This window comes from Cobetia sp. MC34, assembly GCF_018340035.1.
Classification (GTDB): Bacteria; Pseudomonadota; Gammaproteobacteria; order Pseudomonadales; family Halomonadaceae; genus Cobetia; species Cobetia amphilecti.
This window is the reverse complement of the sequence record NZ_JADPPY010000008.1, coordinates 94,482-115,224: the sequence shown is the minus strand read 5'-3', so window position 1 is coordinate 115,224 and position 20,743 is coordinate 94,482. Positions and strand designations below refer to the sequence as shown.

Sequence of the window (20,743 nt, the reverse complement as noted above, 5' to 3'; positions counted from 1 at the left end):
TGCATAACAACAGTTCACTCGTAACCTCTGGAGATACACATGCTGGAATTCCTGATTCCTGCCGCACACGCGGAAGCCGAAGCGGCTGTCGCCGGCGGCGGCGCCATCGGCCAGATCGTCATGCTGGTCGGCTTCGTGGTCATTTTCTACTTCCTGCTCTGGCGTCCGCAGTCCAAGCGCGCCAAGGAACACAAGAACCTGATCGGCAACCTGGCCAAGGGTGACGAAGTCGTCATCGGTGGTGGCCTGGTTGGCCGCATCACCAAGGTCAGCGAGCAGTTCATCACCATGGAGCTGAACGAAGGCAACGAAGTCAACGTGCAGAAGTCTGCCGTGGCTGCAGTCCTGCCGAAGGGCACCATCAAGTCCATCTGATCCCTCCTGCTGCCGGCCCCTGTGCCGGCAGCATGCTTTTCTCTCCCGCTCCACCAAGGACAGGGCTGCCATGCTCAACCGCTATCCGCTTTGGAAGTACCTGGTGATCTGCCTGGTACTTGCCGTCGGCGTGATCTACGCATTGCCGAATCTCTACCCCGAAGACCCGGCTGTGCAGATCAGTGCCGCCAGCGGCGCCGAGGCCATCGACCAGCAAGACCTCGATCGCGCCACCAGTGCCCTCGAAAACGCCGGCATCACGCCCAAATCCGGGGAACTCAACGGTTCCACCGGCCTGATTCGCCTTACCAGCAACGACCAGCAGCTGCGCGCCAAGGAACTGATCAGCGAGACGCTCGGCGATGACGCCATCGTCGCGCTGAACCTGGCCGACGCCACGCCGTCGTGGCTGGCCAGCCTCGGTGCCTCACCGATGAAGCTGGGCCTTGACCTGCGCGGCGGTGTCCACTTCCAGCTGGAAGTCGACATGGACGCCGCGGTCAAGCAGCGCCTGGAAGTCAACGCCAGCGCCATCAAGGAAACCCTGCGCGAGGAGCGTATCCGCTACCGCGGCAGCGAAGTCGACGACGGCACCCTGAGCCTGACGTTCTCCGATGAGGAGGACCGTTCGAAGGCGCGCTCACTGATCTCGCGCGACTTCCAGAACTTCGAATACGACGAGCGCGATGTCGAGCGTGGGGCCGTACTGGACCTCACCCTGACCGCCGCCGCCGTCAAGGAGATTCAGGATTACGCGGTCAATCAGAACCTGACCACGATCCGCAATCGCGTCAACGAGCTGGGCGTGTCCGAGCCGCTGGTTCAGCGCCAGGGCCCGAACCGCATCGTGGTCGAGCTGCCGGGCGTGCAGGACACGGCCGCCGCCAAGCGCGTGCTGGGTGCCACCGCCAACCTCGAATTCCGTCTGGAAGCGGCCAGCGACACGCCGGCCAGCGAGATGGAGAGCTTCGCGTTCCGCAACCAGCCGAGCCGCACCGCCAACATCATGAAGGACGTGATCATCAGCGGTGACAGCGTCTCCAGCGCCAGCACCAGCTTCGATGAAAGCGGCCGTCCGCAGGTCAACATCAACCTGGACGGAACCGGTGGCTCGATCATGAACCGCGTCACGCGTGCCGCGATCGGCCGCAACATGGCGGTGCTGTTCATCGAGCACAAGACCCGCACGCGCACCGTGATGGAAGACGGCGAGAAGGTCGAGAAGCGCATCCCGTACACCGAGAAGGGGCTGATCAGTCTGGCGACGATCCAGAGTGCACTGGGCAACAGCTTCCGCATCACCGGCCTCGACTCGCCGACGGAAGCCAAGGAGCTGTCGCTGCTGCTGCGTTCCGGCTCACTGGCCGCGCCGATCTACTTCGTGCAGGAACGCACCATCGGCCCGAGCCTCGGTGCCGAGAACATCTCGCGCGGCATCCTGTCCGTCGAGCTGGGCCTGCTGCTGGTCGTGCTGTTCATGCTGGCACGCTACAAGGCCTTCGGTGTCGTAGCCAACGTGGCCCTGACCGCCAACCTGGCGATCCTGATTGCCGCGATGTCGATGCTGGGCGCCACCCTGACCCTGCCGGGTATCGCCGGTATCGTGCTGACACTGGGCATGGCAGTGGATGCCAACGTGCTGATCTTCGAGCGTATCCGCGAGGAAATGCGCTCCAAGATGCCGCTGCATCAGGCCGTGCACACCGGCTTCGAGCGCGCCTTCACCTCCATCGTCGATGCCAACATCACCACCCTGCTGGTCGCGGTGATCCTGTTCTCCATCGGCAGTGGCCCGGTCAAGGGCTTCGCGGTGACGCTGTCCATCGGCATCCTGACGTCGATGTTCACGGCGATCATGGTCTCGCGCGGCATCATCAATCTTGCCATTGGCGGCAAGACACTCAAGAAACTCTGGATCTGAGGGGCCATCGTGATGCGACAGTTTGACTTCATGAGCAAGCGGCGCGCGGCCTTCATCGTCTCCATCGTGCTGACGATCGTGGCCATTGGCGCCCTTGTGATTCATGGCCTGAACCTGGGCCTCGACTTTACCGGCGGCACCCTGGTGGAAGTGAAATACCAGGCGGCACCGGCACTGGACAGCGTGCGCCAGACACTGGAAGCCGCCGGCTACAAGGATGTCTCGGTCCAGACCTTCGGTGCCAGCAACGAGATTCTGGTGCGTCTGCAGCAGAACTTCGAAGCCGGCATCGGCAATGACATCGTGGCGCATCTGCAGGCTACCGGTGACAGCGTCAACCTGATCCGCGCCGAGTTCGTCGGCGCCCAGGTCGGCGATCAGCTGCGTGACCAGTCCGGTCTCGGCATGCTGCTCGCCCTGGCCGTGGTGATGGTCTACGTGGCCTTCCGCTTCCAGTACAAGTTCGCCCTCGGCGCACTCATCTCGCTGGGTCACGACGTCATCATCCTGCTGGGCATCTTCGCCCTGTTCGGACTCGACTTCGACCTGACGGTACTGGCCGCGGTGCTGGCCGTGATCGGCTACTCATTGAACGACACCATCATCGTCTACGACCGCATTCGCGAGAACATCCGCAAATCGCGTACCGATGACATGCCGTCGATCTTCAATGACGCCATCAACGCGACGCTGTCACGCACGCTGTCCACCTCCGGCACCACCTTGCTGGTGTTGCTGGCGCTGTTCTTCCTCGGCGGTGACATGATCCACAACTTCGCCATCGCACTGATCATCGGTGTGGTCGCGGGGACCTTCTCGTCCATCTACGTGGCAGCGGCGCTGCTGCTGGTGGTCGGCCTGAAGCGTGTGGATCTGATCCCCCCGCCCAAGGAGCAGTTCGAGGACGGCGCGCCGTAAGCGCTGTACTCGTCAGCTAGGCACGGATCGCCCGGTACAGATCGCCAGGCACAAAAAAACCCCACCTCATGCGAGGTGGGGTTTTTTTCGTTCTCCAGACGGCCCCGAGGGCTGTCAGGTCACGTCATCCTGCAGGGTCTTACAGGTGCGGCTGCATGGTCTGCGCCAGCGCCTTGTACAGACGCGCGCCAGCGGCCATCAGGGTGCCTTCGGCAACCACGACCGGCGTGCCGTCGGCACTGCCTGCCAGCGCGCCACATTCCTTCAGGAACAGGCTGACGATCTCGCTGTCACCGGCATCCAGACCCAGCACATAGACGGCATCGACGCGACCGGAGGCCAGCTCGAGCACGTCCAGCAGCGCACAGCCGCTGGTGCGCAGCATCTCGACCTGCGGGCCGACCTGCTGAACGATGGAGAGGTAGGTCGGCAGGTGACGCGGACGCTGCCAGCTTTCCGGCAGACCCATCGCCAGACGCGCTCCTTCAATGGAGGTGGCGTTGGTCACGCGGATACGGTGACCGGAGTGCTGGGCGCCACGACCGCGGCTGACGATGTACTCTTCGTCAGTGAACGGCGCGATGACCACGGCGTGCTCGGCACGGCCCTTGAACAGGCAGACCACGGACAGCGCGAAGCCGGAGGCCGCGGATGCCAGGTTGGAGTAACCGTGCACCGGCTCGATGCGCCAGTGGTAGTCAGAGCCCTGACCTTCACCATCGCGATGGTCGGTATAACGGCCGGAGAGACCGTGTTGCGGATAACCGCGCTCCAGCTGACGCACGATGTGCGCTTCGGCGCGACGTGCAGTGTCTGCAATGAAGGTGTCGAGATCGTTGTCGCCACGGGCGACTTCGATACGTTCACGAGCACGGACGAACTGCTCTGCGGCACCGCGTGCAGCACGCAGCGCAAATTGGACCATCGGATGCATGATCAAGGCCTTGACGAGTCGGGAGCTGTTAAAGAACGGGTGCCACGGCGCGTGAGACATCAACGCGGCGCAACACGGATCGAGCGAAACTGGGTGCAATCAGATCAGGCGGTCATGTAGCCCGTACAGGAATCCTGATACGGCGCGGGGCGCGCTGCATAGTGCAATGTATGCAGGCTGCCAGCCGCCACAGCACGCGGCGCCAGCGAGGGCGAACACATGTTGCGACATGACGGGACGGCGTAGTCTATCAGAGCTCGGCTCGAGCTGCCATTGCCTGCGGCCACCCTCTGCCTGCGCGTCGCCTCCCTGCGCCCTGCCCACGTGCGCCTCCCTCGCGCCGCTCTTGGCCTCAACACCGGCGGGAAACTGCTCCCTGACGCGGCTTCATGCTAGGATATCGGGTCCTGACGCGCGATTTATCGCTGAGTCTGCGTATGCGGATCACGCACTGCGCCAGCCGCGTCGGCCGACCCGCCCTTCAATTGCTATCCTGGAAGTCCTCATGCTTGAACGTCTGCGCATTGTCCTGATTGGCACCAGCCATCCCGGCAACATTGGTGGTGCAGCCCGCGCCATGCTCAATATGGGCCTGGCCGATCTCGCACTGGTCGCGCCGCGATGTCAGGTGCAATGCCAGGAATCCGCCTCACGCGCCTCGGGTGCCGATGCACTCGTCGCCAGCGCCTCGGTGCACGAGACGCTGGAAGAGGCCGTGGCGGATTGCAGCCTGGTGGTCGGCTGCAGCGCACGTTCGCGCAACCTGCCGTGGCCGATGATCACGCCGCGCGCCTTCGGTGCCACCCTGGCCGATGAAGCCCGCCTGCCGGATGCCCGCGTGGCCATCGTCTTCGGCCGCGAGGATTCCGGGCTCTCCAATGAAGAGCTGCAGCGCTGCCACCGCCACGTGCACATCCCGACCAATCCGGATTTCAGCTCGCTGAATCTGGCCGCGGCGGTGCAGGTGCTGGCCTATGAGTGCCGCCAGGCGTGGCTGGCCGACCAGGAAGCCGCCGGCGAGACGCCGCGTGCCGAGGATGACCAGCCGTTCGGTATCGACTGGGACAGCCCGCTGGCCAGCCATGCCGACCTCGAGCGCCTGTTCGAGCATCTCGAGAAGACATTGATCAGCGTCGACTTCCTCGATCCGGAACAGCCGCGCCAGCTGATGGCACGCCTGCGTCGCCTCTATCTGCGCGCGCGTCCGGACAGCATGGAAATCAACATTCTGCGCGGCATTCTTTCCGCGGTGGACAAGCAGGTTCGCCTGGCACAAGCCGACACGGCCAACCGCACTTCCTGAGGACACGCCATGTTCACTCGACTGCGTGAAGACATCGATAGCGTGTTTGCCCGTGACCCGGCGGCACGCAACTTCTTTGAAGTCCTGACCAACTATCCGGGCCTGCATGCGCTGGTGGCCCATCGCATCAATCACTGGCTATGGCGCCACAACGCCAAATGGCTGGCGCGCACCGGCTCGACCCTGATGCGCTGGCTGACCGGCATCGAGATCCACCCGGGTGCCACCATCGGTCGCCGCTTCTTCATCGACCACGGCATGGGCGTCGTCATCGGCGAGACCGCCCTGATCGGTGATGACGTGACCCTCTATCACGGCGTCACCCTCGGCGGCACCACCTGGAACGCCGGCAAGCGCCACCCGACCCTCGGCGATGGTGTCATCGTCGGTGCCGGCGCCAAGATTCTCGGCCCGTTCACCGTCGGTGCCGGCGCCAAGGTCGGCTCCAATGCCGTGGTCACACGTGAAGTGCCTGCCGGCGCCACCGTCGTCGGCATTCCCGGCAAGATCGTCAAGCGCGCCGAGCCGGATGTGGCGGAGGAGCCGTCAGTCGACCCGGAAAGCCGCGAGGCCATGAAGGAGAAGTTCGGCTTCGATGCCTACGGCATGGGCCAGGACATGCCCGATCCGGTCGCGCGCTCCATGCACGCGATGCTCGATCACATGCATGCCGTGGATAAGCGCATCGAACAGATGTGCGGCACGCTGCGCAAGCTGGATGCCAGCTATCGCGCCGGGCGCCTGCCGGAGCTCGATGACGCCGACTTCGCCCAGCTGATCGATGAACTGGGGCCCTGCGGTGGCGAGACCACCGTCGCTGACGTTGCCGCGGCCCAGGGCAGCACCTCGCCCAAGGGTCGGGCAGCCTCCAGTTCCGAGCAGACATCTCCCCAGCAAGCCCCGACTGAGCAGCCGCCGACCGAGCAGGCAAGCGATACGCAGGAGCCCGCCGAACGTCAGCATGGCTAAAGTTGACCAATTCAGTCGGGATTGACCCCGCCAGACCACCCCACCATAATGGGGCGCATTGATACGCCGTCTCGCCAGAGGCGGCGACTACGCCCGGCCTCGTCCTCAACGTCGCAGGCTCCATCTGCTCACGGACTCTGTCATGCGCCTGACCACCAAGGGACGCTACGCCGTCACCGCGATGCTCGATCTGGCCCTGCATGCCAGTTGCGGCCCGACCTGTCTGGCCGATATTTCCGTACGCCAGGGCATCTCGCTGTCGTATCTGGAGCAACTGTTTGCGCGTCTGCGGCGTGCAGGTCTGGTCAAGAGCGTGCGTGGTCCCGGTGGCGGTTATCTGCTGGATACCGAACTCGAGACCACCTCGGTGGCGTGCATCATCGACGCCGTCAACGAGTCAGTCGATGCCACACGCTGTCAGGGAATGTCGGACTGTCAGGCCGGTGACACCTGCCTGACGCACCATCTGTGGTGTGATCTGTCCGACGAGATCCACGGCTTTCTCGACGGCATCAGCCTGGCCGACCTGGTCGCGCGCGAAGAGATTCGCCAGATCGCCAGTCGTCAGCGCAAGGCGTGCGAGCCGACACCGATCACCGTCATGCAAGGCAGCTGAGCGGCGTTTGCCAGCCAGGCTGAGCACGGCCAGCCGAGGCGATGCTCGCCGCGCCCCGTCACCCTCGAGTTCGCCTTCATCACGTTCACCGTCATCACTGTCTGTCGTGTCTTCAGGAAGTCACCATGTCCCAGCCGATCTACCTTGACTATGCCGCCACCACGCCCGTCGACCCACGCGTCGCCGAGCTGATGATGCGTCACCTGACGCAGGACGGTACCTTCGCCAACCCGGCCTCGCGCAGTCACATGCCGGGCTGGCTGGCCGAGCAGGCCGTCGAGGGCGCACGTCGTCAGGTCGCCGAGCTGATCGGTGCCGACCCGCGTGAGATCGTCTGGACCAGCGGTGCCACCGAAGCCGACAACCTGGCGCTGACCGGCTACATGCGTGCCAATGCCGCGCGTGGTCGCCATCTGATCACCTCGACCATCGAGCACAAGGCGATTCTGGATACCGCCAGTGCACTGGAAGCGGAAGGCTTCGAGATCACGCGCATCGCGCCGCAGCCTGACGGCCGCATCAGCCCGGACAGCCTGCGCGACGCCCTGCGCAGCGACACCATCCTGGTATCGCTGATGGCGGTGAACAACGAGCTGGGCAGCCTGAATGACCTGGATGCGCTGGGTGACATCGCCCACTCGCATGGCGCGGCCTTCCATGTCGATGCCGCCCAGGCGCCCGGCAAGGTGCAGATCGATGTCAGCCGTCAGCCCATCGACATGCTGTCACTGTCCGCCCACAAGGCCTACGGCCCCAAGGGCATCGGCGCGCTGTACGTGCGTCGCCAGCCGCAGATCAAGGTCGATGCCCTGATCCACGGCGGTGGCCATGAGCGCGGCATGCGTTCCGGCACCCTGCCGACCCATCAGATCGTCGGCATGGGCGAGGCCTACCGCCTGAGCGCCGAGCAGTTCGACGCCGATCACCAGCACCTCGTCGCGCTGCGTGATCAGTTCGTCGCCGGGCTTGCCGGCCTTGAAGGCGTGCACTTCAATACCGATATAGAGGTCAGCGCGCCCAACATCGTCAATCTCGCCTTCGAGGGCGTGGATGGCGAGGCGATGCTGATGGCGCTGCGCGGCATCGCGATTTCCACCGGCTCGGCCTGCAATTCCGCCAGTGTCGAACCGTCGTTCGTCCTCACCGGCATCGGGGTGCCCCGTCCGCTGGCGCTGGCATCACTGCGCTTCAGCTTCGGTCGTTTCACCACCGCTGCCGACATCGAATCCGCGCTCGGCGAACTCAGGCATGCCCTGACGTCGCTGCGCGCCTGACCCGGGAGACTGCTCATGGCACATCTGTCGATTTCCTCCTCCGCCGCCGACCAGATCCGCGTCGTGCTGGCCGAGCGCGGCCACGGCCTTGGCCTGCGTGTCTCGGTCAAGCCCAGCGGCTGCTCCGGCTACAGCTACGTGCTCGACTTCGCTGACGAGGTCAACGAGGAAGACGCCGTCTTCGTCGATCACGGCGCTACCGTCTATGTCGACACCGAAGCCCTCACCGTGCTCGACGGCTCCGAAGTGGACTACGTCAAGGACGGCCTGAACCGCTACTTCCGCTTCAACAACCCCAACGTCAAGGACGAATGTGGTTGTGGCGAGAGCTTCAGCGTCTAGACCAGGCTTCAGCGTCCAGGCCAGGCTCAACGTCCGAGCCGACCCTCAGCGTCCGAGCCGACCCTCAGTGCCTCGCCAGCCCATGCCGACGAGGCGCTTGCCATCTGCGCGTCATGCGACTCAGGCATGATGGATGCAGCCGGTGGCACTTGCCGCTATAATGCCGCCCACTTTTGTCGCGCGCATGCCGACAGAGCCCGTTTTCGTCGTTCGGCATCTGCCGTGCGGCTCTTCAAAGCTTGTCTCAGGAGATTCACCATGACTCAGCGTACTCTGTCCATCATCAAGCCGGATGCCGTTGCCAAGAACGTGATCGGCGAAATCTACTCTCGCTTCGAGAAGGCCGGTCTGCAGATCGTCGCTTCCAAGATGGTTCACCTGTCCAAGGAACAGGCCGAAGGCTTCTACGCTGAGCACAGCGAACGTGGCTTCTTCGGTGAGCTGGTCGGCTTCATGACTTCCGGCCCGGTCATGATCCAGGTGCTGGAAGGCGAAGACGCCATCACCAAGAACCGCGACCTGATGGGCGCTACCAACCCGAAGGAAGCAGAAGCCGGCACCATCCGTGCAGACTTCGCCACTTCCATCGACGCCAACGCCGTTCACGGTTCTGACGCGCCGGAATCTGCTGCTCGCGAAATCGCCTACTTCTTCGGCGACAACGAAATCTGCCCGCGCGGTTGATTTCGCCTTGTACGACTGAGAAGCCCGGCCCTTCGGGGCACGCGTCTCCCAGCCGTGCATGACACGACGGCCCTGCCTGCGAGGCGGGGCCGTCGTGGTATCGGACGTGCTGAAGCGTCGCGCGACAGCATGCACCCCCTGAAGCAGATTCGACGCTTGAGCAGGTCCGATACGCTTTTCTGAAAGCCGCTGCAGCGCCCTCTCCCCACGCCATGTGACGCCCACGCGCACTGCGCTGATGATGAGAGCCTCTTGAGGTCTGCGAACCATCGCCACCTCCGCTGACAGCGTCGCCCTGCAGACGTCTATCCTTTGTGTGACGCCTGCCCATCCCTGACACGACCGGCCCATACCATGACTGATACCACTGCAACTGCCACCGATGCCGCGGCCCCTGCCGCCGTCAAGCTCACCAACCTGCTGGGCCTGCCGCGCCCGGCGATGGAAGCCTTCTTCGAGAGCATCGGCGAGAAGAAATTCCGCGCCACCCAGGTGATGAAATGGATTCACCAGGAAGGCGTCGACAGCTTCGACGAGATGACCAACCTCGCCAAGCCGCTGCGCGAGCGCCTCAAGCAGGTCGCCGAGATCCGTGCGCCGGGCATCGTCTATGAAGGCGAGTCCAAGGACGGCACCCGCAAGTGGGTGCTGGAAGTCAGCGATGGCAGCTATGTCGAGACCGTGCTGATCCCGTCCGAGAACGGCAACCGTCGCACCCTGTGCGTGTCTTCCCAGGTCGGCTGCTCGCTGGACTGCAGCTTCTGCTCCACCGGCAAGCAGGGCTTCGAGCGTGACCTGACCGCCGCCGAGATCATCGGCCAGGTGTGGGTCGCCACCCGTGGCGCCGAAGACCGCAAGGACACCCGCAAGCGTCCGGTCACCAACGTGGTGATGATGGGCATGGGCGAGCCGCTGATGAACTACGACAACGTCGTGCCGGCGATGAAGCTGATGCTGGACGACAACGCCTATGGCCTGTCCAAGCGTCGCGTCACCCTCTCCACCTCCGGTGTGGTGCCCAAGCTGGACCAGCTCGGTGACGAGATGGACGTCAGCCTGGCGATCTCGCTGCACGCGGCCAACGATGAACTGCGCAACGTGCTGGTGCCGATCAACCGCAAGTGGAACATCCGCGCGCTGCTCGACTCCTGCCATCGCTACCTGGCCAAGTGTGACGACGCGCGTATCGTCACCATCGAGTACACCCTGATCAAGGACGTCAACGACCAGATCCAGCACGCCGAGGAACTGGCCGCGCTGCTAGACGAGCTGCCGTGCAAGATCAACCTGATCCCGTTCAACCCGTTCCCGCATTCCGGTTACGAGAAGCCGTCACGCAACCAGGTGATGCGCTTCCAGCAGCGTCTCTATGAGCTGGGCTACACCGCACCGGTGCGCGCGACCCGTGGCGATGACATCGACGCCGCCTGTGGCCAGCTGGTCGGTCAGGTCAAGGACCGCACCCGTCGCGCCGAGCGTTACATCAACGCCATCCAGCTCGACGCCGACTGAGCGGCTGCCAGCCCTGACCTGACGCTATCGCCATAGCCATGCGCCGCCCTGCCACCTTGACTTGTGGCAGGTGCGGCGCTTTGATGGGGGGCGCTTTTGTTGCCTGCCGCGACCCTCGCCCGCAGGCACATCATGAGCCTTCATTCACGCGAGGATTGCATGCCGAGTCGTCTGCCCCGTCATCGCACCAATGAGCATGACCCTGTCGCCCATGGCACTGTCACCCAGGGCCCCTGCCAGCATGATTCCCACACCCGCACCGCTGCTCGCGGCATCACTCGCCGCACCAGAGCCCTGCTGCTGTGCCTCGGATTTGCCGGCCTGACCCTCGCAGGCTGTGCGACACGCGTGGAAACCAACGACCCCTACGCCCCGCCGGATGACAACAAGGCCTCGAACGCCTACGTGGAACTCGGAGAGGCCTATCTGGGTCGTAATCAGCTGCAACGCGCCGACAGCGCCTTCCAGAAGGCACTCAAGCTGCAGAGCAGCAATGCCGAGGCCAAGGCCGGGCTGGCGATGATCTATCAGCGCCAGGGTGAGAACGTGCTCGCCGATGACTATTTCAATCAGGCCATTTCCAGCGATCCGTCCTTTACCCGTGCGCGCAACAACTACGCGGCCTTTCTCTACTCTCGCGGTGAATACGTCGAGGCCTGTCGGCAGCTCGAGATCGCGGCGGAAGACCTGACCTACGACAATCGTGGCCAGCTCTATACCAATCTGGGCCGCTGTCAGTTGCAGCTGGGCAAGACCAGCGAGGCCGCGAAGAGTTTCGAACGTGCCGTCAAGATCAATCCGCGTGAGTCAGAGGCCTGGTTGGCGGTGGCACGCATGTCACATGACGCCGGCGACAATGACGCCGCCCAGTCGGCGCTGAGCCGCTACTTCCGTCTGTCAGGCACCGATAGCGACAGTCTCGCCCTGGCCGTCGATGTGGCCACGGCTCGCGGCGACAGCCGTCTGGCAGATCTCTACAGCCGTCAGCTGGAGCAGGTCATGACTCGGGAATCCGGTCGCGCGGTGATTCGCACTCCCTGAACGAGGCGCAACGACGCCGCTGATGGCGCCAGCTCACGGGCGGGGCCGCTGCAAGCAGGACCGAGAAGACCGAATTGCCGGTGAAAATCTCGGCGCGGGCTTGGTATAGTGCCGACGCGGACGAACGTGTGTTCGTGCGCGTCGATTGGCATGGGAGGTCATCGCTTTTCACGCTGCTCACTCGCATGATGATCAACGAGTCGTGCAGCACCCGGCCAATCGCGCGACAGCATCAGTCAGCATGCTCCAGCATCAGTGTCAGGAGCAGTTTCCCGCAGTACCGGAAGAGCGCCCGGATGTGCGTTCGGTAGACAGTTTTTCCTTACAAGGATGCGCCATGAGCGAACATCAACCCGCCCCTGATCAGCACGCCAGTGATGCACTGCCTGGCACGCGCCTCAAGCTGGAGCGCGAGCATCAGGGGTTGTCGCGTGATGAGGTGGCGACACAGCTCAACCTGCGCCCCAGCCTGGTCGATGACCTGGAACGCGACCACTACGACCAGATTCCCATCGCCGCGTACCGTCGCGGCTATCTGCGTGCCTATGCCCGCCTGCTGGGCATGGACGAGAAGGCGATCGTCGGGCAGTACAATGCCCAGTTCGGCACCACCGAAGCCGAGCGCTACACCCCCAGTTCCACGCCGTCGGTGCGCCCGCCGGGCAAGATGGGCAAGTACCTGTTCCGCCTCGTCAGTCTGCTGGTCATCGCCGGTCTGATCGGTCTCAGCTACGTGTGGTGGCAGAGTGGCGACTATGGCCGCACCTCGCCGGCGGAAACCTCCGCCCTCGAAGGTGGCAGCGATGTGAATAACGCCGCACCGGTCGTGAACGCCGATGGCTCCATCGAGCTTTCGCTCTCGCAGTCCTCTGCCAGCGAAGCGGCGCCGTCCTCCACTGCTACCGCCACCGGTGATGCGTCTGCCGTCGAGACAGGAGCATCTTCCGAGGCGACAGCGCAGAGTGCTGACGCGCTCGATACAGGCGCAACCGCGGCCGCGCCGGGCGCTGCAGAGGCTGGCACGTCAGCGTCTGGCGCTGCCACGGATAGCGCCGCTGCCACTGACGTGAGTGCTGTCGCCGATGCCGGTGCCGACACCACACAAGAGAGCGCAGCAGAAGAAGTTGCGCCGGCGGCAGACCCGCGCAAGCTCGAATTGACGTTCAACATCAATTCCTGGACCGACATTCGTGATGCCGATGGCAAGCGCCTGCTGCGCGGCAACAACGAGGCCGGCACCAGCACGACGCTGGAAGGCAAGCCGCCCTTCACGCTGACCATCGGCAATGCCTCTGGCGTCGAATTGCGTTACATGAATGAAGCGGTCGACCTCACGCGCGTCACGCGCGGCAGTGTCGCCAAACTCACACTCGGTGAATGATCCGGAATCCCATGCATAGTCACTCCCCCATCAAGCGCCGCGTCTCGCGCAAGATTCATGTCGGCAATGTGGCCGTCGGCGGCGATGCACCGATTTCCGTGCAGAGCATGACCAACACCGACACCAACGATGTCGCCGCCACCGTCGCGCAGATCAAGCGCCTCGAGGATGCTGGTGCCGATATCGTGCGTGTCAGCGTGCCGGACATGGATGCCGCCGAAGCCTTCGGTCGCATCAAGCAGCAGAGCAACATCCCGCTGGTGGCCGATATCCACTTCGACTACAAGATCGCCCTGCGTGTAGCGGAACTTGGCGTCGACTGCCTGCGCATCAACCCGGGCAACATCGGTCGTGAAGACCGCGTGCGCGCCGTGGTCAGCGCCGCCCGCGACAACGGCATCCCGATCCGCATCGGCGTCAACGCAGGCTCGCTGGAAAAGGACCTGCAGAAGAAATACGGCGAACCGACGCCGGCGGCACTGGTCGAATCTGCCATGCGTCACATCGACCATCTGGATCGCCTCGATTTCCAGGACTTCAAGGTCAGCGTCAAGGCCAGCGACGTGTTCATGGCCGTCGCCGCCTATCGTGACCTGGCAGCGCGCATCGAACAGCCGCTGCACCTGGGCATCACCGAAGCGGGCGGCCTGCGCTCTGGCACCGTCAAGTCTTCCATCGGCCTGGGCATGCTGCTGATGGACGGCATCGGTGACACCATCCGCGTGTCGCTGGCAGCGGACCCGGTCGAGGAGATCAAGGTCGGCTTCGACATGCTCAAGAGCCTCAAGCTGCGCGCCAAGGGCATCAACTTCATTGCCTGTCCCAGCTGCTCGCGTCAGAATTTCGACGTCATCAAGACCATGAACGAGCTGGAGACACGTCTTGAAGACGTGATGACGCCGCTGAACGTCTCGGTCATCGGCTGTGTCGTCAATGGCCCCGGCGAAGCCAAGGAGACCGATGTCGGTCTGACCGGCGGCAGCCCCGCCAACCTGGTCTACCTGGACGGCAAGCCGGCCAGCAAGTTGACCAATGACACCCTGGTTGACGATCTTGAGCGACTCATCCGTGACAAGGTCGCGGAAAAAGAGGCCCGTGAGGCCGACACTATCATCCGCCAGAGCTGAGCTTGTCTCGGCTGGCTTGCGCGTCGTGATTGACGCGCCTTCGTCTCCCCACCCGCCTGCATGACCTCATGCGAGCGCCGTGGGGAGACGCGCAAGGATTCAGGAGAGAACGTTGAGTACCAAGATCCAGGCCATTCGTGGCATGAACGACCTGCTGCCGGACCAGTCACCGGTATGGCAATACTTCGAGCACCAGGTGGAAGCGCTGATGGGCCAGTACGGCTATCGCGAGATCCGCACCCCCATCGTCGAGCAGACCGCGCTGTTCAAGCGCTCCATCGGCGAAGTCACTGACATCGTCGAGAAGGAGATGTACACCTTCGACGACCGTAACGGCGACAGCCTGACCCTGCGTCCGGAAGGCACCGCCAGCTGCGTGCGCATGGCGATGGAGAATGGCCTGGTCCACAACCAGATCCAGCGTCTGTGGTACACCGGCCCGATGTTCCGCCACGAGCGCCCGCAGAAGGGCCGTTATCGTCAGTTCCATCAGGTGGGCGTCGAAGCCTACGGCATGGAAGGCCCGGACATCGATGCCGAGATGATCCTGATCTCCGCGCGTCTGTGGCGCCAGCTGGGCCTGCTGGAGCACGTCACGCTCGAGCTCAACTCGCTGGGAAGCCTCGAAGCGCGTGCCGCCTATCGTGACCTGCTGGTCGAATACTTCGAACAGCACCTGGATGTCCTCGACGAAGACTCCAAACGTCGTCTGCACAGCAACCCGCTGCGCATCCTCGACACCAAGAACCCGGACATGGCCGCCGTCGTCGACGCCGCGCCGCGCCTGGGGGATCACCTGGATGAAGAGTCCCGCGTGCACTTCGAGGGCCTCAAGGCACGTCTCGACGCCGCCGGCATCGAGTACGTCATCAACCCGCGCCTGGTGCGTGGCCTCGATTACTACTCGCGCAGTGTGTTCGAATGGACCACCACCGCGCTGGGCAGCCAGGGCACCGTGTGTGCCGGCGGCCGCTACGACAGCCTGTTCGAACAGCTGGGCGGCAAGCCGGTACCGGCGGTCGGCTTCGCGATGGGCGTCGAGCGCCTCATCCTGTTGCTCGAGACGCTGGAACTGGTACCGCAGGACGTCCGCGAGACCGTCGATGTCTACCTGATGTCGATGGGCGAGCAGGCCGAAGGCGAAGCCATGCGTCTGGCCGAAGAGCTGCGCACCGCCCTGCCCAATCTGCGTCTGGTGCTGCATTGCGGTGGCGGCAGCTTCAAGAGCCAGATGAAGAAGGCCGACAAGAGCGGTGCTCGCATCGCGCTGATTCTCGGTGAGAATGAAGTCATCGAAGGCACGGTGGCGCTCAAGTTCCTGCGCGAGGAACGCGACCAGGAAACGCTGAACCAGCGTGCGCTGGGCGAACGTCTCGACAGCGTCTTCGGCGCCTGAGACTGCCAATGAATATCGGGCGGAGAGCCAGCTCTCCGCCTCACGAATGCAAGTGCCGGCATGCCGGCCAGGTCAAGGAGACCGCCCGTGGCGGAAGAGCTCAGAAGCGAAGAAGAACAGCTTGAAGCCATCAAGCGTTGGTGGAGCGAGAACGGCAAGTCACTGATTGCCGGTGTCGTACTGGCCGGCGCCGGTGTCTTTGCCTTCAAGGCCTGGCAGAACTACGACGCCAGCCAGTCCGAAGCGGCCTCCGTGCGTTACCAGCAACTGATCAGCCTCGTCAGCCAGCCCAAGCTGGAAGACGCCGGCGTCAAGCAGGCGCGTACGCTGATCGGCGAACTGGAAAGCGAGCACGGCGACAGCCTCTACACCCAGATGGCGCACCTGCTGGATGCCAGCATGTCGGTCAAGGCCAACGATCTCGACGCAGCCGCCACGGCGCTGCAGAGCGTGATCGACAACAGCGATGACAGCTACCTGCAGGGGCTGGCCAGCCTGCGTCTGGCGCGCATCAATGTCGAGCGCGGCGACAACGACGCGGCACTCGCCCTGCTCAAGAGCCCGCCGGCGCCGCTGGCAGCGCAGGCGGCTGCGGTGCGTGGCGATGCCCTGGCCGCACAGGACAAGCGTGATGAGGCCATCGCCGCCTATCAGCAGGCCAGCACCCTGTCGCAGGAAAGTGGTCAGCCGGTCTACGGTCTCGACCTGAAACTCGCCGATCTGGCTGCGGAGTCTTCTTCATGAGCGTCACTCGTCGTCTGAGCGTACCGGCCTCGCTGCTGGCCGTGAGTCTGCTGGCCGGTTGCGCCAGCAGTGCCCAACCGGAATATGCGCCCAAGGAGCTGGTCGATTTCGATCGCCAGGTCGCGCTGGATTCCGTCTGGAGCGAATCGGTTGGCAATGGCCTTGGCCGTGCCCACTATCCGCTGTCACCGATCTTCGCCAACGACAAGCTGTTCGTCGGTGCCGAAGGCGGTGAGCTGGAAGCCCTCGCTGCCGACAGTGGCGACGACATCTGGCAGACACGGTTGCCGGCTGGCATCACCAGCGCACTGAATGCCGATGCCTCTCGCCTGTACGTCGGTACGCGCGATGGCAAGGTCAGCGCCGTCAGTCAGGAAGATGGCAGCATCGAATGGAGCACGCGTGTCTCCAGTGAAGTGCTGGCCGCGCCGCAGTACAACGACGAGCTGGTCGTGGTGCAGAGCGTCGATGGCACCGTGACCGCGCTTGATCGCTTCACCGGCGAAGAGCAGTGGGCCTACTCGGCCACGATTCCGGCCCTGACGCTGCGTGGCACCGGCGCGCCGCGTGTCATCCAGCCGGTCACCTTCGCGGGCTTCGCCAACGGCAAGCTGGTCACGCTCGACAACCGCTCAGGCCAGGAACTGTGGGACCTGCGCGTCGCCGTGCCGGCCGGGCGTACCGAGGTGGACCAGCTGGTCGATCTCGATGGCCAGCCGGTGCTGACCCAGGATGGTCGACTGTTCGTCACCAGCTACAACGGTCGTCTGATCGCGCTGGACGCCCGCAACGGCGAGCCGCTGTGGGACAAGCCGTCCTCCAGCTATCTGACGCCCATCGTGGTCGGCGATTACCTGTTCAGCATCGACAATGCCAGCCATGTGCTGGCGATGGATGCCAACACGGGTAACGTGCTGTGGAAGTCCGAAGACCTGGAAGGCCGCTGGCTGACCTCTCCGGCCTTCGTCGATGGCAAGCTGGTGGTCGGTGACTACGAAGGCTATGTGCACCTGATCGACGCCCAGAGCGGCGAGATGGCCGGCCGCTATGACGTGGGGGGCGATGGCATCAGCATCACCCCGCTGACCGAAGGCAAGCGCATCTACGTCTACACCAACGATGGCGAGCTGACGGCGCTGGACCTCGAAGCCCCGTAAGCCACTGATCGAGCGCGCACGTCAGCCTGCCCCGCAATCTGACATGCGCCTCGTTCAGCCCTCGTCACGACAACGGCAGCCATCTGGCTGCCGTTGTCGTAATGCGCCATTGGTAGCAACTCCCTGTCAATGCTAGAATGCTGCCCCCGCTGATCAGGCCTGCCGCACGACGCAGCCATTGATTCAGCCACGAGATCTTTCCGCCGACAGTGCTAACCCCCTGTCGGCGGACCATACTGGATGCATGCGACGCCTGCGTCGTCATCCAGTGCCCCAAGTCCGATATCATCGCTATCGCCCTGCCTGCACAAGGTGCTTTCCAGCCATCATGGTTCGAAGCAGACCGTACGGGGCCGGCATCGATGCTATCCCTGCGAATGCTGTGAGATTCCATGAACCCCGTGATCGCCCTGGTCGGCCGCCCGAATGTCGGCAAGTCGACGCTATTCAATCGCCTCACCAAGACCCGTGATGCTCTGGTCGCCGATTTCCCCGGCCTGACCCGTGACCGCAAGTACGGCACCGGCAAGGTCGGCGGCAAGCCCTACACCGTCATCGACACCGGCGGCATCAGCGGTGACGAGGAAGGCATCGACCTGATGATGGCCGGCCAGTCACTGGCCGCCATCGACGAAGCCGACATCGTGCTGTTCATGGTCGATGCGCGCGCCGGTCTGAACATGGCGGACGAGGCCATCGCCAACCACCTGCGCGTCAATCAGAAGAAGACCTGGCTGGTGGTCAACAAGACCGACGGCATGGACGAGGAGATCGGCAAGTCCGACTTCTGGACCCTGGGTCTGGGTGACCCGCGCGCCATCGCCGCCGAGCATGGCCGCAACGTCACCACGCTGCTGGAAGAGGTGCTCTCGCCCTACCCCGAAGTCGAGGAAGACGAAGACGAGGACCTGCACCCGGAGCTGGATGATCGCGGCGTGCGCATCGGCATCATCGGTCGCCCGAACGTCGGCAAGTCGACGCTGGTCAATCGCCTGCTGGGCGAGGAGCGCGTGGTCGTCTATGACCAGGCCGGTACCACCACCGACGCCGTGGAGATCCCCTTCGAGCGTCGTGGCAAGCCTTACCTGCTGGTCGACACCGCCGGGATCCGTCGTCGCAAGAACGTGCGCGAAGTGGTGGAGAAGTTCTCCATCATCAAGACGCTGGAAGCGATCAAGAAGTGCAACGTCGCCGTGATGGTGCTCGATGCCCGCCAGGGACTGGTCGAGCAGGACCTGCACCTGCTGGACTTCGTGCTGACCAGCGGCCGCGCCCTGGTGCTGGTGGTCAACAAGTGGGATGGCCTGGAAAGCGAAGCCAAGGAGAAGATGCGCTCCGAGATCAAGCGTCGCCTGGGCTTTGCCGACTACGCTGACCTGCACTTCATCTCCGCGCTGCACGGCACTGCGGTGGGTGACCTCTACCCGTCCATCGACCGCGCCTTCGAAAGCGCCGTGGCCCGCTGGTCGACCAAGCGTCTGACCACTCTGCTGCAGGATGCCACCCAGGCGCACCAGCCGCCGATGGTCAACGGCCGTCGCATCAAGCTGCGCATGGCTCACCAGGGCGGTGCCAACCCGCCGCTGATCGTGGTGCACGGCAACCAGACCAACAAGCTGCCGGAAGCCTACAAGCGCTACCTGACCAACACCTTCCGCAAGGTGCTCAAGGTCAAGGGCACGCCGATGCGCTTCGAGTTCCGCTCCGGCGACAACCCCTTCGATGGCGCCCAGGGTACTGACGACCGCGAGCGCGCGAAAGAGCGTTCACTGGCGCGCACCAAGGAAGCTCGCAAGGAACGCAAGCAGCGCCGTTGATGGCGTGAACTGCGCCCGTGCGTGATGGCAGGCTAGCGGATCAGATCCGCTAGCCTGCCCCATGAAAAAGCCGCCCCTGCAGATGACTGCAGGGGCGGCTTTTTCATGTCGCGAGCACTGACGCTTCAAGCGCTGCAAGCGCTGCAATCATCTCAAGGGCGTCAAGCACCGGACTCACGCCTCCAGCGTCTTCTGCCCCGCCCATAGATTGGCGAACTGCCAGGCGGCACGCCCGCTGCGCACCCCGCGCTGAGTGGCGTAGCGCAGCGCCTCGCCACGCGCGGCCTCATCGAAGCTGCCCGCGCCGAGACGCCATTCCACCCAGTGCTGACAGGTCTCCAGATAGGCGTCCTGATTGAAGGGATGGAAGGCCAGCCACAGACCGAAGCGGTCCGACAGCGAGATCTTCTCTTCCACCGCATCGCCGTGATGCAGCTCGCCATCGACGATGTGGGTGGCCTGGTTGTCGCTCATGTGCTCCGGCAGCAGATGACGACGGTTGGAGGTGGCGTACAGCAGCACGTTCTCCGGCGGCCCGGTCAGGGTGCCATCCAGCACGCTCTTGAGCGCCTTGTAGGCGTCATCGCTGCCCTCGAAGGACAGGTCATCGCAATAGACGATGAAGCGATGCGGCTGCTGGGCCAGCTCGGCGACCAGCGCCGGCAGTGCCGGCAGGTCGTGGCGATCGATCTGGATCAGGCGCAGCCCCTCACAGCCCAGGGTATTGAGCAGTGCGCGGACCAGCGATGACTTGCCGGTGCCACGGGCGCCCCACAGCAGCGCGTGGTTGGCCGGCTTGCCCGCGAGGAAGGCGCGGGTGTTGGCCAGCAGCTCACGCTTCTGGCGTGCGATGCCGAGCAGGTCCTCGAGTGTCAGGGCGTCACGCGGCGCGATCGGCGTCAGGCGCCCTCCCAGGGGGTGGCGGGTCCACAAGGCGGCGACATCGCGTGTCCAGTCCACTTCGACAGCCGTCGGCGGCAGCATCGGTTCGAGTCGGTCCAGCAGGTGCGAGAGGCGGCGTTCAAACTCTGGCGACATGGTGATTCCCTGTCAGATACATGGGGTCCGGGCCGTGGCAGGCCCATCAGATCAAACCCAGTATCTCATGCCCGGCGAGGCCGTCTGGCCTGACGATGCTGTGATCTCAGCAACGTATCATTTCGCTGACTGCACCACTGCGCCTATCCGGTTATGCTGTCTGCACGTTTCTTGCACGTTCAGCGTCGCCCTGC

The 20,743-nt window shown here is 64.0% G+C and carries 19 protein-coding genes; 17 read left to right on the top strand and 2 right to left on the bottom strand.

Annotation, left to right across the window (positions count from 1 at the left end; translation table 11 throughout):
• Positions 1 to 39 precede the first annotated feature (39 nt).
• From yajC to secF, 3 genes are all read left to right on the top strand, one after another.
• The gene (gene yajC, locus IZU87_RS06665) at positions 40 to 375 is read left to right on the top strand and encodes a preprotein translocase subunit YajC (RefSeq protein ID WP_043333819.1); all 336 of its coding nucleotides are present in this window, start codon (positions 40 to 42) and stop codon (positions 373 to 375) included.
• A gap of 70 nt (positions 376 to 445) precedes the next feature.
• Positions 446 to 2,296 carry a protein translocase subunit SecD gene (gene secD, locus IZU87_RS06660; protein ID WP_054556870.1) on the top strand — a complete coding sequence of 617 codons (1,851 nt, stop codon included), beginning with the start codon at positions 446 to 448 and terminating at the stop codon, positions 2,294 to 2,296.
• Positions 2,297 to 2,308: 12 nt separating this feature from the next.
• The gene (secF, locus tag IZU87_RS06655; protein ID WP_213114054.1) at positions 2,309 to 3,214 is read left to right on the top strand and encodes a protein translocase subunit SecF; all 906 of its coding nucleotides are present in this window, start codon (positions 2,309 to 2,311) and stop codon (positions 3,212 to 3,214) included.
• Positions 3,215 to 3,353: 139 nt separating this feature from the next.
• Here the strand turns inward: secF and IZU87_RS06650 are convergent, their stop codons facing one another.
• A complete protein-coding gene (locus tag IZU87_RS06650) occupies positions 3,354 to 4,148 on the bottom strand; it encodes an inositol monophosphatase family protein (RefSeq protein ID WP_043333816.1) in 795 nt (264 codons plus the stop codon).
• A gap of 505 nt (positions 4,149 to 4,653) precedes the next feature.
• Here IZU87_RS06650 and IZU87_RS06645 point away from each other — a divergent pair.
• From IZU87_RS06645 to der, 14 genes are all read left to right on the top strand, one after another.
• On the top strand, positions 4,654 to 5,451 hold the full coding sequence (locus tag IZU87_RS06645) for an RNA methyltransferase (RefSeq protein ID WP_054556868.1): 798 nt from the start codon (positions 4,654 to 4,656) through the stop codon (positions 5,449 to 5,451).
• 9 nt (positions 5,452 to 5,460) lie between these two features.
• Positions 5,461 to 6,420, top strand: coding sequence for a serine O-acetyltransferase (cysE, locus tag IZU87_RS06640; RefSeq protein ID WP_213114053.1), 960 nt, complete (start codon positions 5,461 to 5,463; stop codon positions 6,418 to 6,420).
• 142 nt (positions 6,421 to 6,562) lie between these two features.
• A complete protein-coding gene (locus IZU87_RS06635; RefSeq protein WP_043333815.1) occupies positions 6,563 to 7,036 on the top strand; it encodes a Fe-S cluster assembly transcription factor in 474 nt (157 codons plus the stop codon).
• Positions 7,037 to 7,161: 125 nt separating this feature from the next.
• Positions 7,162 to 8,310, top strand: coding sequence for an aminotransferase class V-fold PLP-dependent enzyme (locus IZU87_RS06630; protein ID WP_213114052.1), 1,149 nt, complete (start codon positions 7,162 to 7,164; stop codon positions 8,308 to 8,310).
• A gap of 15 nt (positions 8,311 to 8,325) precedes the next feature.
• Positions 8,326 to 8,652: a HesB/IscA family protein gene (locus tag IZU87_RS06625; protein ID WP_043333813.1), complete on the top strand. Its 327-nt coding sequence runs from the start codon at positions 8,326 to 8,328 to the stop codon at positions 8,650 to 8,652.
• A gap of 258 nt (positions 8,653 to 8,910) precedes the next feature.
• Entirely contained in the window at positions 8,911 to 9,336 is a 426-nt protein-coding gene (ndk, locus tag IZU87_RS06620) for a nucleoside-diphosphate kinase (protein WP_043333812.1), read from the top strand.
• 354 nt (positions 9,337 to 9,690) lie between these two features.
• The gene (rlmN, locus tag IZU87_RS06615) at positions 9,691 to 10,848 is read left to right on the top strand and encodes a dual-specificity RNA methyltransferase RlmN (RefSeq protein ID WP_043333811.1); all 1,158 of its coding nucleotides are present in this window, start codon (positions 9,691 to 9,693) and stop codon (positions 10,846 to 10,848) included.
• A 132-nt stretch (positions 10,849 to 10,980) separates the two neighbouring features.
• Complete coding sequence (gene pilW, locus IZU87_RS06610; protein WP_213114051.1) at positions 10,981 to 11,889, top strand: type IV pilus biogenesis/stability protein PilW; 909 nt, start codon at positions 10,981 to 10,983, stop codon at positions 11,887 to 11,889.
• Positions 11,890 to 12,226: 337 nt separating this feature from the next.
• Positions 12,227 to 13,270 carry a RodZ domain-containing protein gene (locus IZU87_RS06605; RefSeq protein ID WP_213114050.1) on the top strand — a complete coding sequence of 348 codons (1,044 nt, stop codon included), beginning with the start codon at positions 12,227 to 12,229 and terminating at the stop codon, positions 13,268 to 13,270.
• Between the two features lie 11 nt (positions 13,271 to 13,281).
• Positions 13,282 to 14,397, top strand: coding sequence for a flavodoxin-dependent (E)-4-hydroxy-3-methylbut-2-enyl-diphosphate synthase (gene ispG / locus IZU87_RS06600; RefSeq protein ID WP_043333809.1), 1,116 nt, complete (start codon positions 13,282 to 13,284; stop codon positions 14,395 to 14,397).
• Between the two features lie 112 nt (positions 14,398 to 14,509).
• On the top strand, positions 14,510 to 15,793 hold the full coding sequence (gene hisS / locus IZU87_RS06595) for a histidine--tRNA ligase (RefSeq protein WP_084589419.1): 1,284 nt from the start codon (positions 14,510 to 14,512) through the stop codon (positions 15,791 to 15,793).
• An 87-nt stretch (positions 15,794 to 15,880) separates the two neighbouring features.
• Complete coding sequence (locus IZU87_RS06590) at positions 15,881 to 16,537, top strand: YfgM family protein (RefSeq protein WP_043333808.1); 657 nt, start codon at positions 15,881 to 15,883, stop codon at positions 16,535 to 16,537.
• Positions 16,534 to 17,694 (top strand): outer membrane protein assembly factor BamB, encoded by a 1,161-nt coding sequence (gene bamB, locus IZU87_RS06585; protein WP_043333807.1) that lies wholly within the window; start codon positions 16,534 to 16,536, stop codon positions 17,692 to 17,694. Before IZU87_RS06590 ends, bamB begins: the two co-directional genes overlap by 4 nt.
• A 392-nt stretch (positions 17,695 to 18,086) precedes the next feature.
• Entirely contained in the window at positions 18,087 to 19,511 is a 1,425-nt protein-coding gene (der, locus tag IZU87_RS06580; RefSeq protein WP_213114049.1) for a ribosome biogenesis GTPase Der, read from the top strand.
• A 174-nt stretch (positions 19,512 to 19,685) separates the two neighbouring features.
• Here der and IZU87_RS06575 read toward each other — a convergent pair whose 3' ends face one another.
• Entirely contained in the window at positions 19,686 to 20,549 is an 864-nt protein-coding gene (locus IZU87_RS06575) for an ATP-binding protein (protein ID WP_213114048.1), read from the bottom strand.
• Positions 20,550 to 20,743: the final 194 nt, after the last annotated feature.